This is a genomic window from Actinokineospora sp. NPDC051303 (genome assembly GCF_055586285.1).
The window spans coordinates 88,019-101,719 of sequence record NZ_JBVJIN010000024.1 but is presented as its reverse complement, the minus strand read 5'-3'; the positions used below and the strand labels follow the sequence as shown (position 1 = coordinate 101,719).

Below are 13,701 nucleotides of genomic sequence, written 5' to 3'. Positions count from 1 at the left end.
CAACGCCACCCTGATCGACGCATCCCTCTACCGAGCACACCTGGACGCTTTCGTCTTCGCCGAGAACACCGACTTCACCCGAGCCAGACTCGACAACGCCACACTCAACAGCACGGACTTCTCCGGCTCAACCATGATCGGAGCCGACTTCAACTACGCCGACCTCGGCCACGCCGACTTCTCCGGCGCCAACCTCACCAACGCCACACACAACCGAGACACCAAAACCGACCGCGCGGTAAAGGACTCCGCGACGGTAGGCGCCTGGTGGTGAAACCGAGCTAGCCCGCTGGTCCTATGTGGATCCACCGATATGCCGCACCGAGGCCAGTGGTCTGATTGAACGGCCAATGGGGAGCATGGGCACAGGTTGTGGAGGAAGGCCATGATCGTGTCGGTGAGCTGGTAGTGGATCGATCTGTGTGGTGGCAACGCTTTCGTGGACCACCCAGCACGCGACACGATCGGGCCCCGGTATGACCATGCGAGGCATCGTCGCAGGGCGGCCCGGCTGAGCCGCGGTGGGCGGGAACACCGGCCCGCGCGTTCGGCCAGCCAGGTGCGCAGCATGGTCGCGATGCTGCCGGTCAGCGGTGTGATGCCTCTTTGTCCGCACGTAAGTGACGACGACGTCGGTCCCGGCCAAGCCGCGCGCCACGCCGCGCCGATGGCCCTGTTACCCCCGGTGACGAGGGCGACCTTGCCCTGCGACTGGCTCACTTGGTCTCCACGGTCTGCGCGTCGGTGGTCGGGTGAGGCTCAACGGTCGCCTGGTTGCGTGCGCCGCGCACCACGTCGGGCAGCAGCGTCAGGAAGCCGAGGACGGCCATGCCCGCGCCGATCCACAGCGGGGCGCGCAGGCCATAGCTGAACCCCGCGTAGGTCGCGCCGATGACCAGCATCGAGGTGGAAAAGCAGGCCCACAGCTTCCAACTCTTGAGACCCGCCACCTCGCCGCGCACGGTGGTGGCCCCTTCACCCTCCAGCTTGGGCACGGTCACCGCGGTGATCACGCCGACCACCGCCGCGAGCACCGCGACGGTCCAGAAGCTGGCCTGCCAGCCGAACATCGGGCCGATCCACCTGACCGCGGGCAGGCCGAGCACGGTGCCCGCCATCAGCCCGGACAGCACAACCGACACAGCCCGGGCGGTGACCTCCGGCCTGAAGATCTCGATGGCGATCGCGATGGCGACGCCGAAGAAGGCCCCGGACACCGCGCCGGTGATCAACCGGGCGACGAGCACCAGCCCGTAGCCGGTTGACACCGCGGCGAGCACCTCGCCGACGATGAACGCGGCGAACAGCACCATGAGCGCCGAGCGCTTGGGCAGCTTGAGCAGCGAGGCGGTGAGAACGGGGCCGCCGATCGCCATGGCGAGGGCGTAGAGGGAGATCAGGTACCCGATCTCGGGCACGGAGACGTCCAGCCCCCTGGCCATCTCCGGCATCATGCCCGCGACCTGTAGCTCGCTGGTGACCAGGGCGAAAATCCCCAGCCCCAGAACATAAACGGCGAGTGGCATCGACTTCCTCAGGTGTCGTAGCGGGTGTGGTCGCGCGTGGGTTGTCGGCCGAGGTTGAGCGGAGGCGCCTGCCCACCGGGCTCAGCGGCACGCCCGCCTCGGTGAAGAAGCACTCGAACCCACCCGGCGCGAACAGCCATGGCAGCCGCGCGGGCGCAGTCGGGTGCCACGGAACCCGTTCACGGTGCGGGGAATGAAGACGAAGTCGGCCGAGCGGATTTCCAGCTCGCCGTCGAGCAGGTAGCGGTCCTCGTCCTCGCGCGCGCCGCGGCGGGCGGCGCGCCAATACCTCGAGCAGGGTCAGGGAGCCGCCGGAGCTTCGGGGGAGCGAAGGAGGACCGCCGTGCCGAAGGGGCGCCCGAGGGCTTTCGATGTGGAGGCCGCCGTCGACGCCGCGCTCGCCCTGTTCTGGGAACACGGCTACGAGGGCACCTCGCTCGCCGACCTCACCGAGGCCATGAACATCCGCCGCGGCAGCTTCTACCAGGCCTTCGGTAGCAAGGAAGACCTCTTCGACCGCGTCCTGCTCCGCTACGGCGAAACCGTCGCCACCTACATCACCGAGGCCATCGCCCTCCCCACCGCCCGGGAGGTCGCCGCCGCCGTCTGGCGCGGCTCGGTCGAGGCCACCACCGGCGCCGCCACCCCGCACGGCTGCCTCATCATCCACGGGGCCCTCAGCTGCTCGGCGGAGGGCGAGGCCGTGCGCGCGCGGCTGGCCGAAATCCGGGCGTCGGACCGGATCCGGCTGCGTGACCGGTTCCACACCGCTGTCGTCTCGGGTGACCTGCGGGGAGACACGGACGTGGAAGCGCTCGCCACCTACGTGGTCACCGTCCAGCACGGGATCGCCGTGCAGGCTCGGAGCGCGGCCACGCGCGAGTCCCTGACCGCGATGGTGGACTTGGCGCTCACTGCCCTGCCGGTCCAGGAGTCCCTGGCGACAAGCCGTCCATGAGCCGTGAAGTGGATGGCGCCCGCACGACGGCTTGGCGCACGTGAACGCTGCCGGGCTTGGGTCACGTGGCTGTCGGGCGTGCCGTTGAAGGTGTCGGTTGTGGGCGGCTTCCCTGCTGCCGCGCAGGTCGGGTGCGGTGGACCAGCCAGCGGGGCCCGGCCGTTGCCGGACGGGCTCCCGCGACCGTGTGCGGCAGGGTGGCTACAGCATGGCCAGATGGGCCTGGACATACGGGATCGCCACTGACTCCAAGCCGCCCGTCCCGAACATCGGGTGCACGTTGACCTCGAAGACCACGCCCTCGCCCGCCGTGGCGAGATCGACGCCGGAGAAGGGCAAGCCGACGGACTTGGTCGCGGCGATCGCCAAGTCGGCCAGATCGGTGGGGAGGGTGTCGACGTCGAGGACGGTTGAGACCGCGCCCTGGCCCTCGTTGCACGGGGCGTCAGGATCAGCCTGGACGTGGTGGCAGGCGCGGATGACACGGCCGTCGAGGACCACGACGCGGTACTGGTCGCGGCGGCCGTCGGGGGTGAAGTTGTTCGCGTCACGGGCGATCAGCCAACTCAGGTTGGACTCGGCGTAATAGCGGGCCGCGGCGCGCAGTTGGGCCGGGGTGGTGACGTGGAAGACGTCGGCGCCGCCCATGCCTACCGTGGGGCGCGCCCAAACGTCGCCGCCGAGAGCCAGGAACGCCTCGATCGCCCGCGCCTGGGTCGGGCGGGACAGGGCGATGGTCTCCATGTGCCGAATCCCATCGGAGACGAACCGCTCCACCGTGCGGTCTTTCTCCGTGGCCACCCGCCACGCCTCGGCGTCAGTGCCGAGCGAGCGGGCGCCGTGCTCGCGCAGCGAGCGCTGGACAGCCGCGAAATCCCGGCGCAGGGCGGGTGCGATCTCGTAGACAAGCACCACCGACGGCGTCACCACGACACTCCCGGCCGCCAGCCGCAGCGACCCGCCCGCGCGGCTCACCCCGCCGCCGCTGAGGAAGTCGCGGGCGTCGAAGAGCACCGGGCTCTCGCCGGTGAGGGTCTCGACCGCCGTGACCAGGGTGGCACGGCTCCCTTCGGTGGAGCTGTGATCGGTGATCAACACAATCCGGCTCGTGGCCATGTCAGCTCTCGTTTCGGTAGACGCCACCAGCACACATCCGCGCGGCGGCCACCCCACCATCCCGCCCGCCGACCGCTTACGGCAAATCGTTCTTGCCCGTGGATCGGCTTCGACCGACGACACCCAGGTCAGTGCTCCTTGACCTCGACTCCAGTCTCCTGCTCGACCGGGAACCGCACCGGATCGAGGTCCGGTCAGCGGAAGAGGGCGACGGGGTGGAAGGCAAGGCGGCCGGTGGTCGGGTCCCATCCGTCGACCCAGCCGAAGCAGCGGCCTTTCATCGTTCCGGTCAGGTCGCGGAGCATGTGCTCCCGCGCGCAGGCGATGACGACTTGGGGGCCGTCGGTCACTGAACCGTAGGACGCGGCGAGGGTGATCCGGCCTTCGGTCTGCTCGATCACCCGGAACACGCCGTGCAGCAGGATGAACCCGCCCACGCCGAGGAGGCCGACCGATTCGGGGAGGTGGTGGCTGTCATCGACGTTGAGGCTGGTGGACAGGGCGGTGCTGGCGTGGACCTCCTGGGCGGGCAGGTCGACCTGGACGATCTCGTCGGCGCGGTCGAGCACCTCAAGGATGCCGCCGATCTGGGCGATGGGCTCCTGCGCCGTGCGCACCTTGCGGCGGATCTCCTTGGTGACCGACGCTTTCCGTCCCACGTTCAGGAGCTTGGCGCCCAGGCTGCCGGTGTCCTCCTTGGTGCCCGCCTCGACTTCCTCGACCTCCTCCTCGTCGTGGTCGCGCAGGTCCCGGACGAACTTCTTGTCGAGGTACACCGGCACGCCGCGGCGCAGCCTGCGACCGCTGATGTGCCGCTGCCCGCGGTGGCGCCACAGCACGACGACCAGCGCGATGCCGAACGCCCAAGTGACCGCCATGACCACGAGCTCCGGCAACCAGTAGGCCAGCCACTTCTCGTCAAAAACACCCACGGGTCTCCTTGAACGCCTCGGCCAGCGACTGGCTGGTGCCATCGATCAGCGCGCCACCCTGGGTCTGCTCGGCCACCTCGCGCAGTTCGGTCGGGTCGGCGTCGCCGAAGCGGATCGCGAACAGCGGCGCCCGCGTGGCGAGGCCGCTGAGGAACTCGGCCGACGACAGGCCCGCGTTCTTGCGGCCATCGGTCATCAGCACCACCGCGACCCGAGTCGACGGCTCAGCCGCGCGCACCTCGGCGGCGACCTCGAAAGCGGCCGCCGCGGCCGACCAGAGAGCCGTGCTGTCCCCGAACTGCTCGGTGGCGACCATCTCGCGCAGCGCGGCCAAGTCCTGCTCGCTGTTCACGGTGAAATCACGCCGCTCCAGGATGTCGCCCGCGAATCGCAGCACGGTGAACCGTTCGCCGAGGTAGAACCGGGTGAAGCCGGAGCCGGTCTGCCCGGTCATCTCGGCGAAAGCCGCCCGCAGTTCCGCGATCCCGCTCCCCCGCATCGAGCCGGAGTAGTCGAGCGCGAACACCACATGGGTCCGGCCGGGCGGCCCGGCTCCGGTGGCGCCGAAGTCGTCGAGCAGCCTGGTGATCACCGCGTAGTCGTCCGGATAGGGCAGGGCGTTGCCGATGGGCGGGGACAGCCGATCGGCGCGCGGGATGTCGGGGTTGATCGGCCGCCGGGCCGTGCTGTCCATGATCAGCCGCTGCGCCTCGGGGGCGCGCAGCCAGGTCGACACCTTCTCGTACGCGGCCTTCTTGGCGCCGTCGAGCAGCAGGAGCGGGTAGTCGGCCAGCACGATCCCGTCGGTCGGGTACACGATCCGCAGGGGCCGGTCGAGCCGGTTCTGGTCGTTGAGGGTGAGCAGAGTCGACTCGTAGGTGATCAGCCCGTTGAGCCGGTCCTGCGCCGCGACGAACTCCCGCGCCGCGGCCGCGGCGTTGTCGCTCACGCCCTGGTATCCCGTGCGGAAGCCGGCCAGGCGGTCGCAGCGCACGTCCTCCGGCCGCAGGGCGCGGCCGGTGCCCGCCGCCGCTGTCGCCACCCCCACCAGTGCGGACAGGCCGCTGCCGCTGTTGCGGGGATCGCCCATGGCGAAGTGGAACCGGCCGGACGCCGCCAAATCGGCGATCTGGGCCCAGGTGACGTCCGGTCCGGACGCGGTCAGCTCGTCGGCGACTTCCGGGGTGACACCGACGACCACCGGTGAGGTCATGATCGGGGCCCGCTCCGGCGCGGGCCGCGGCGGACGCTGGTCGCGCAACCGCAGGGCCAGGTAGCGGTCGGACGAGAGCCAGGCGAGGTCGTAGCCCTCGGCGCCGCCCTCGGCGATCGCGTCGCTGGCCTCGACGGTGCCCCGGTAGGTGACCTCGAACTCGACGTCGGCCTTGGCACCCATGTCGGCGAACAGCGGCGCGAGGTCCTCCAGGTCGGCGCTGGCCAGCACGCGCAGCCGAATCGGGCCGTCGCCCGCTGTGCACCCGGTGGCCACCAGGATGAGCACGGCGAGCAAAGCCGCCAGCCTGCGGGTCATCGGGGCGGCTCCGGGCAGGTCCGGATGCCCTGGAGCACCTGGCCGATCATGGTCTCCAGCAGGGTGGTGTCGGGCAGCTGGGCAGGCGTCACATCAGCGGGAAAAATCGGTGCGGGCACCTGCTTCCCGTCGAGGTAGCCCTCAAGCGCCTTGCTCCCGAAGGCCCCGCCGTCGGCGACGACCCGGAAGCCGAGCTCAAGGGCGCGCCGATGGATCTCGATGTCCCGGTCGATCACCTCGCCGAGCCGATGCCCCCGTTCGGTCAGCGAGACCATGACCGGCTGGGTGAGGAAGTTGGGCTCGGGATAGAGCAGCACGCGCTCACGGTCCACGCCGCCCTGCTCGGCCTGGTCGACCTGGTAGGCCAGGAACTGGTGCTCGTACATGACGACGAGCGGCCACTGCTTGCCCTCCGCCACGAAATACAGCTCGTGCGGCGACTGCGCCGACATGCCCCGGTTGTTGAAAATCGGCTTGATCCGCTTGGCCACCGCGGTGGCCTCCTCCGTCGTGACCACCGGCCGCCCCCGCCCCGCGCTGTCGCGGTTCTCGGCGAAGGCCAGCAGCCCGAGGTAGGTCACGGCATGGTTGGCGTCGCACAGGTCCGAGCTCTGCGGGAGAACCGGATTGGTGTTGCGCAGCCCCGGATCCAGCTCCGACCACGTCTTTCCGCTGTGCAGCAAGTCAAGGAAGCGGTAGAGGTCGAGCTGGTAGAACATCGGCTCACCCTCGTCGCGAATAGCGCCGGGCTTGCCGTCCTGGGCGAGCGGCTGCCGCGAGAGCACCCCCGCGTTCTCCAGGGCGGGCACGAACTCGCGGAAGGTGCCGATCGCGATCGGGCTGGTGAACAGCAACCGGTGCTCGCGCGCGCCGTCGCGCCTGTTCACCATCTCCTTGGCGGGCTGCCCGGACGGATAGACGAAATCGACGCCGTCGAGGTTGGCGGTGACGCCCGCGCGCGAGCCCTTGCTGCTCACCCGCACCCGCATATGCTCGCGCAACAAGCGGTCCTGGATAACCGGATCGTCAAACAGCACCCGCTTCGACCCGACGTTGCCCTCCACCACCCACAACCGCTCAGCCGCCAGGAAGACGGCGTTGTTGGGCACCAGGACCAGCAGCCCGACGACCACCACCACGGCGCAGGGCGCCACCACCCGGCGGAACACCCGCCTGCGCAGCAGCGGCACCGGTCGACGCACGCGCAGCACCGGCTCCGGGACGGAGCCCTCAACACCCATCGTCCGCGCCCCTCTGGTGCGTCACCCGTCGCCGAACGTTCGCTCACCGTGGTGATCGTTCCCCTCCGAAAACCGTTAGCAGCCAAAATGAACGAAAACTTGCCAACTTCCGCCCGGAGAGTCGGCGCGAAGCGGGGCGGTGATGCCGATCGCGCGGGCAGCCGAGATTCACCGCATGGGAAAGTGATCGCGATGATCAGTGCGAACGGCGCGGAGGGCACATGGTAAGGAACGAGCCGCCCGGGGAGATCCGCGCGAAGCTGGCCTTCGGCCTCCCGATTCGCGACGGCCTCGAACTGGTTCGCAGACATGGCCTAGGCGCGATCGTGGTTCTCGGGTGCGGCGACTGTCACGAGTCGATCCTCGGCGAGGGTGATACCGCCAACCAGCCCGTCACCGATGACGCGATCCTGCGTATCGCTCGCGACGACGGCGCCACGGTCATCAGCCCGGACTGGAACTGGATCGTCCGCAAGCACACCCGCCTTGAACCACTGCCGACACCGACGTCGGCGCGAGGAACCAGGCACGCCGCCGCCGAGCGGTTCGCGGCGCAGTCCGGCCACCCAGTCGCGGTGGTGAGCGAGGAACGGCGCACCGTCACGCTGTTCCTCGACGGCCAGCGCTACCCACTCCGCGACCTCGCCGAGGTGCGACAGGAGGTCGAGGTGGGGATGAGGCTGGTCCGCAGCATGTGGTCGACGTGGGACCACAGCATCGTTGACCGTGCCACTTTCGCGGCCGAGTTGAGCGGACACCTCGACGAGCTCGGCGACTCCGCTCGAATGCTGCGCGCCGAGTTCCGGATGTTGGTGTCACGCACGACCGAAACCGCGGGCGTCGACGTGGCGCCTGCCATCCCGGTCGGCCAGGGCGTGCGCAACCAGATGTCCGGTTCCGCGCGCACGGTTGTGCGGGCAGGCACGATCACGTCGCTGCTGTTGCCGCCCCCGGCGCCTCCCCTGCCCACCCCTCGTCAGCTCCCTTTCACCGCCCGGGACCTGGTGAACCAGGCCGCGGCCCTTGAGCGCCTGACCGAGATGGCCGCCGCCGACGTCCCCGAGGTCCACTGCGTGGTCGGCTCCCCCGGCGTCGGCAAGACCGCCGTCGTCGTGCGTTGGGCCACCACGCACGAAGACCAGTTCCCCGATGGCGTTCTCTTCGCCGACCTGCGCGGGTTCCACCCGACCGGCCGCAAGGCCGAGCCGGGCGAGGTCATCGACGCGTTTCTTGCCGCACTTGGCTTGGCCGACAAAGCGGCGGGGAACTCCCTGGAGGCCAGGATCGCGTTGTACCGCTCGGCCATGCGCGACCGTCGGATGCTCGTCGTGCTGGACGACGCGAAGGACGTCGAACAGGTGCGGCCACTGCTGCCCAGCGGTCGCAACGCGGTCGTCGTCACCAGCCGAACCGGTTTGCGCGGACTGGTCAGCAGAGAGGGGGCTCGGATCATCAACCTCGACCCGCTGCCGCCGCACGAGGCCGCCGCCCTGCTCGGCCAGGTCATGGGCGCTGGTCAGTCAGCCGAGCCCGAGGTCGCCGAACTGGCCAGGTTGTGCGGGCACCTGCCGCTCGCGCTGCGGATCGCCGGGGAGCGCCTGGCGCGCGGCGAGTACGCCGATGTCGCCGAGTTCATCGCGGAACTACGCACGGACAACGCGCTGGACCTGTTCGAGACCGACGATCCGACCTCCGCGCTGCGCCCGATCTTCGCCGCGTCATACCGGCACCTCACTGCCGAGCAGGCTCGCACCTTCCGCAGGCTCGGCCTGTTCGCGGGGACGACCGTCCGCGCGGAGGCCGCCGGGGCGCTGTCGAGCCTGGGCACGGCCGAGGCGCGCCGGGTGTTGACCATGTTGCACCAGGTCAACCTGGTCGAACTTGTGGAGTCTGGCCGGTACCGGACGCACGACATGCTGCGACACTTCGCCGTCGAGCGGGTCAACGCCGAGGAATCGAGCGCCGCCCGGAACACCGCGGTCCGCGCGGTGATCACGTGGTACCTGGCCAGCGCGGTGAACGCCGACCGGCTTCTCGACGTGCGGCACCCGGAGGTCCCGGCGACCACGGGTTCGGGCATGGAGTTCCCCGACGCGACAACGGCGATGGCGTGGCTGCGCGCGGAGCAGACCAACCTGGTCGCCTGCGTGCACCAAGCCGCCGAGTGGGGCCACCACGACTTGGCATGGCGCTTGTCCGCCAGGTTGTTCGAGTACTTCTACCGCACGAAGGCGTGGGGAGACTGGGTCGGCACCCACGTCACCGGCCTGGCGTCCGCGCGCGCCGTCGGGGACCGCCATGGCGTCGCGACGATGCTGAGCAGGCTCGGTATCGCGCACCGCGAGCGGCAGGACCACGAGCGCGCTGAGGAATGCTTCCAGGAAGCGTTGTCCATCTGGGCCGACTTGGCGTTCGACCCAGGGGTGGCGTGGGTCGCCAGCCGCTACGCGCAGGCATGTCGGGAAGGCGGCCGGTACGACGAGGCCGTGGCGCTGTGCCAACGCGCGCTCCACGTGGCCGAGCGGAGCGCCGACCGCCAGGAACAGGGCGTCATCCACAACAATCTCAGCGGAATCCACCGAGCCGCGGGCCGATTGGACGAGGCGTTGGACCACTCCACCCGCGCGCTGGTCGCCTTCGATGAAATCGGCTACCGCCGCGGCGCGGCCTGGGCCAAGACCAACGCGGCCAATATCCACCGTGACGCAGGCAGGTTGGATATGGCACTGGGGTTGTACCGACAGGCCCTGGATGAACGCGTCGAAATGGATGACCGCTACGGCCAAGCTCTCACCCTCAGCGACATGGGGTATGCCCAATGCCTGTCGGGTGACGTCGAGATCGGCCTCGCGACCATGCGCGCCGCCCTCGATCTTTTCCCACCGGACGACCCGAACACCCGCAGGCTGCATGATTGGCTTGCCGAGTTCACACCAAACGCGGACATGACTGGGTGACACCACTAGCCCAGGCTGTGGGTCTTCTCCCCCGGCATTCCCGGTCGCCCGGCCCGCCCCGGCCAGGCTTGTCGAACTCCCCGGCGGGAAAGATTCGGTTGAGAGCCTGTGTCGGCCGCGCTTGGAGATGCCGCGAAGTCGGATCATCCGATGGCCGCACGCTGTCGAACCTGGATCGTGGCCGTTCCGCGTGGCCTCGACTACCGCGACCAACCCGGTCGCAGTCGCACGCTGTGACCTCGGCGCGCCCCCGCCCTGGCCGCGCACGTCCCCGCACTGTGCCGAGAAGGGGACGTGGTGGCCTGGTCACCCGGCCACATTCTGGGGCGGGGATGTGCGACGAGGACGACGTTGGGCACCCATGAGCCGCGTCGATCGGCTAGCGTGGTTCTCCGCGTCCGCGGACCAGGACCTGAACGCCGATGCTGACGGAGTTTAGATGGTCGACTATCTCGAGCAACTGCTCACCGTTCTCGCTTTCGGACAGCAACTTAGGAAGGGACTCGAACAAGTCCGAAAAAATGGGCAAGGTACCATCGTGGTACTGGGTTGCGAACACTGCCATAAGACACTGTTCGACGGCGGCCAAGATATTGAAGATAAAATCACATCGTCCACGATCCGCGACTACGCGCAGCACCCCGGGGCAATTATCCTAAACCAGGATTTGACCCACGTTATCCGGATGAAAACAGTTTTGCGCCCAACCCAGAGCGGGCCGACAACTGACGGCGGGACCAGGCACCAAAACGCCAAGCGGTTCGCCGTGGAGACCGGGCACGCGGTCGTTGTCGTCAGCGCCCAGCGCAACGAGATCACCTTGTTCTTCGGCAAGAGAGAGTACACACTTCGCCCGTACGACGAGTTGGTCAAACGGACTGAATCGCGCCTGTCGACGCTTGACATCGCAGAGGAAAGATCATCCGAACCGACCCACGTGATGGCCGATCTGGACGCATACCTCATCGAGCTAGGCCCGGACGGTGAACATTACCGTATGAGGCTGGATTTCATCAGGAACAGCTCGTCCAAACGTTCGCCGAGGTCCACTATCGTGGAAGTGCGAGCGGTCACCTCCAGGAGGCTCCCCGGGGTCCACGGCGATATCCACTACCAGCCGCCCCGAATGATCGACCGCACGGAGGACGTCCACGACCTCCAGAACCGGATCGTCAACGGGCCGTGGGGTGTCGCGGTGCTGCGAGGCACCAGGGGCATCGGCAAATCCCGCATCGTGGACGTGGCGTTGGACAACCTGCGGGAGAACGGGGTCCGAATCGCCCGGCACCGCGCGGACTCCGCGACCCGGCTGGATGTCGCCACGTTCATCGACTATGTGGAGGGCGGCCCTGACCCGTCGCGCAACTCCGGTAAGTCCTCGCTCGTCCGGCTGCAGACGGCGCTGCGGCGCCTGGGCTCGACACCCGTGGTGGTCATGGTCGACTCCGCCGAACACCTGCTGGCCCCCCAGACGAACCACCTGATGGACCCGGATTTGGACGAGGCGCTGGAGATGGTGGTCGACTCCTCGGAGCACCGGCTGACCGTCCTCCTGGTCACTCAGGCCGATCCGGTCTCCCCGACCGGCGGCACATGGTCCGCCTCAGAGCGGCAGATCACTGTGCGCAGACTGCCCAGGAAGCACTTCCTCGAATATCTCAGCACCCTCGGTCCAGCCGACCGATGGGACCTTGATCGCCTGTCCGAGCGGAACAGGGTGGACTTGGACGAGCGGTTGCAGGGCAATCCGCGGCTCGGCGAGCTCGCCTACGCCGTGGTGGCCATCGCCGACACCGCACTCGACCTGGCGACGTTGGCCGACCACCTGCGCGGAATCAGCTCCAAGAGAGTGCACGGTGAACTCATGCACCTCCTGATCGCCCGCCTGACCCCGACGCTTCGAGCCGTGCTGCGCGCGTTAGCTGCCTTCGGCACACCAGTGCCCAGTCATCTGGTCGCCGAACTGGTCGACAAGGCGATGGCAGGCGAGGTCGACCAAGCGTTGTCGACACTGGCGCGCCACCGGATCGTCTACCGCGCGGCAAGCGGGCAGTATTTCCTGCCCGACGGAGACGCTCAAACAGTTCTGCGGAGCGAGGAAAAAATCCCGGGGGAAGAGGAACCGCCCTCGGTGCGAAGTTTGTACTTCCGTGCCGCGCAGTCCCTCAAGTCCCAGTTCGTAGCTGTCCCGCGCGATGTGCACGAGCTCCGCGCGCATTTCGCATCGCTAGAGGCGCTACTGCGGGCCGACGCGCCCAGTTCCGCGTACGAGGTGGTGGAGTCGATCAACAAGGTGATCCGCGAGTGGAACGGGGAACACCTGCTACTCGACAGCCGTGAACGGCTGTTGAGCTCGTTGGATGACGACCATCTACGCAAGGCGAACCTGAACGCGCTAGCCAACATCTACCTGTCCGCCCAACGATACGACGACGCGTGGAACGCCCTGAAGAAAGCGAAAGATCTAACCTTCGACGCCGGAGATGGACTCAGCCTAGCCAAAATCCACAACAATCTCGGCAGCCTGGAATGGGAGCGCCACGACACGACCATGGCGCTCGAATACTACGATCTGGGCCGGGAGGGGGCCGAAGAGCACCGGAGCCCGTCGACACTCATGACGGCCTGGGAGGGCATCGCCGTCTGTCACCGCCGCCGGGGCCGATACGCATTGGCCATGAACGCCGCCGAGAACGCCCTGAAGGTCCGGGAGCGACCGGACTTTCAGGACGAATGCGATTCCCCCGAGCTCTTGTCGACCGCCGTTTCCGTCGCGCTCAGGCTCGCCCGGTGGCACGGCGAACTGGGGAACAACGAACGGGCGTGGCACTTCCTGGGCATGGCCGACAGCACCGCCAAGCAGCATCCGCTCAACCCGTTGCGGGCGACCGTTCTCGACGGCAAGGCCGACGTCATGCTGTACCGCGACGACCGGAACGCCGCGCGGAGCGCCGCGCTTGAAGCCATCGATCTGGCACTGGAACAACGGGATCCGGTGGTGTTGGCGCAGGCTCGAATCAGCCTGTGCCTGGTGTATCTGGAGGAAGGCCAGCATGCCGAAGCCAGGAAGGAAATCGGGCTGGCTTGGCCGTCGCGGCGAAGGCACCGATCGCTCATAGTCCTGGCCCTCAGGGCGTTGACCGCCCAGCTGACAGGTGATACCCAAGAGGCGAGGGAGCAATTCAAAATGCTTCACGAGGAGTCCGGCAACCGGGTCAAACTGGACGGAGAGGACTTCGCCGCGCGACTCCTCCAAGGCTACGCGTTGTGCGGCCTCAACCTCGACTCCCCGAATGGCTCGGCCGACGCCGTCGTGGCGTTCCAAGCCGGGCTCCGCCCAGACATGCCGCCGCTACCTGGTTTCGTCGGCCGGTTGCGGTACCTGATCGAAAAACTCGGCCGACCGGAGGTGCTGCGGCCCGCGCTCGACGCCTTGTGAC

9 protein-coding genes are annotated in these 13,701 nt (G+C 68.3%); 4 read left to right on the top strand and 5 right to left on the bottom strand.

Going from position 1 to position 13,701, the window contains the following annotated elements:
• A partial coding sequence (locus ACZ6SD_RS19805; protein ID WP_465318412.1) for a pentapeptide repeat-containing protein occupies positions 1 to 274 on the top strand: 274 nt, incomplete at its 5' end.
• A gap of 442 nt (positions 275 to 716) precedes the next feature.
• On the opposite strand, the gene ACZ6SD_RS19800 is transcribed toward ACZ6SD_RS19805, so the two are convergent.
• Entirely contained in the window at positions 717 to 1,526 is an 810-nt protein-coding gene (locus ACZ6SD_RS19800) for an MFS transporter (RefSeq protein WP_465318411.1), read from the bottom strand.
• Positions 1,527 to 1,869: 343 nt separating this feature from the next.
• Between ACZ6SD_RS19800 and ACZ6SD_RS19795 the strand changes: the two genes are divergently transcribed.
• Positions 1,870 to 2,484: a TetR/AcrR family transcriptional regulator gene (locus ACZ6SD_RS19795; protein WP_465318410.1), complete on the top strand. Its 615-nt coding sequence runs from the start codon at positions 1,870 to 1,872 to the stop codon at positions 2,482 to 2,484.
• A gap of 201 nt (positions 2,485 to 2,685) precedes the next feature.
• Here the strand turns inward: ACZ6SD_RS19795 and ACZ6SD_RS19790 are convergent, their stop codons facing one another.
• The 4 genes from ACZ6SD_RS19790 to ACZ6SD_RS19775 all read right to left on the bottom strand — a co-directional run bounded on the left by ACZ6SD_RS19790 (position 2,686) and on the right by ACZ6SD_RS19775 (position 7,304).
• Positions 2,686 to 3,600, bottom strand: a complete 915-nt coding sequence (locus ACZ6SD_RS19790) for an ATP-grasp domain-containing protein (protein ID WP_465318409.1) — start codon at positions 3,598 to 3,600, stop codon at positions 2,686 to 2,688.
• Positions 3,601 to 3,794: 194 nt separating this feature from the next.
• Positions 3,795 to 4,532, bottom strand: a complete 738-nt coding sequence (locus ACZ6SD_RS19785) for a hypothetical protein (RefSeq protein ID WP_465318408.1) — start codon at positions 4,530 to 4,532, stop codon at positions 3,795 to 3,797.
• Entirely contained in the window at positions 4,519 to 6,063 is a 1,545-nt protein-coding gene (locus ACZ6SD_RS19780; protein ID WP_465318407.1) for a substrate-binding domain-containing protein, read from the bottom strand. The genes ACZ6SD_RS19785 and ACZ6SD_RS19780 overlap by 14 nt, the downstream gene beginning before the upstream one ends.
• Positions 6,060 to 7,304 carry a hypothetical protein gene (locus ACZ6SD_RS19775; protein WP_465318406.1) on the bottom strand — a complete coding sequence of 415 codons (1,245 nt, stop codon included), beginning with the start codon at positions 7,302 to 7,304 and terminating at the stop codon, positions 6,060 to 6,062. Before ACZ6SD_RS19775 ends, ACZ6SD_RS19780 begins: the two co-directional genes overlap by 4 nt.
• A 221-nt stretch (positions 7,305 to 7,525) precedes the next feature.
• Here ACZ6SD_RS19775 and ACZ6SD_RS19770 point away from each other — a divergent pair, with 221 nt between their 5' ends.
• Entirely contained in the window at positions 7,526 to 10,261 is a 2,736-nt protein-coding gene (locus ACZ6SD_RS19770) for a tetratricopeptide repeat protein (protein ID WP_465318405.1), read from the top strand.
• 439 nt (positions 10,262 to 10,700) lie between these two features.
• On the top strand, positions 10,701 to 13,700 hold the full coding sequence (locus ACZ6SD_RS19765) for a diadenylate cyclase (RefSeq protein WP_465318404.1): 3,000 nt from the start codon (positions 10,701 to 10,703) through the stop codon (positions 13,698 to 13,700).
• The last annotated feature ends 1 nt before the right edge of the window (position 13,701 follow it).

What these genes read in the sequence shown, in the direction of transcription:
- ACZ6SD_RS19770 (WP_465318405.1), top strand. Translation starts at nt 7,526, where the DNA reads ATGGTAAGGAACGAGCCGCCCGGGGAGATCCGCGCGAAGCTGGCCTTC.
- ACZ6SD_RS19790 (WP_465318409.1), bottom strand. Translation starts at nt 3,600, where the DNA reads ATGGCCACGAGCCGGATTGTGTTGATCACCGATCACAGCTCCACCGAA.
- ACZ6SD_RS19765 (WP_465318404.1), top strand. Translation starts at nt 10,701, where the DNA reads ATGGTCGACTATCTCGAGCAACTGCTCACCGTTCTCGCTTTCGGACAG.
- ACZ6SD_RS19800 (WP_465318411.1), bottom strand. Translation starts at nt 1,526, where the DNA reads ATGCCACTCGCCGTTTATGTTCTGGGGCTGGGGATTTTCGCCCTGGTC.
- ACZ6SD_RS19775 (WP_465318406.1), bottom strand. Translation starts at nt 7,304, where the DNA reads ATGGGTGTTGAGGGCTCCGTCCCGGAGCCGGTGCTGCGCGTGCGTCGA.
- ACZ6SD_RS19780 (WP_465318407.1), bottom strand. Translation starts at nt 6,063, where the DNA reads ATGACCCGCAGGCTGGCGGCTTTGCTCGCCGTGCTCATCCTGGTGGCC.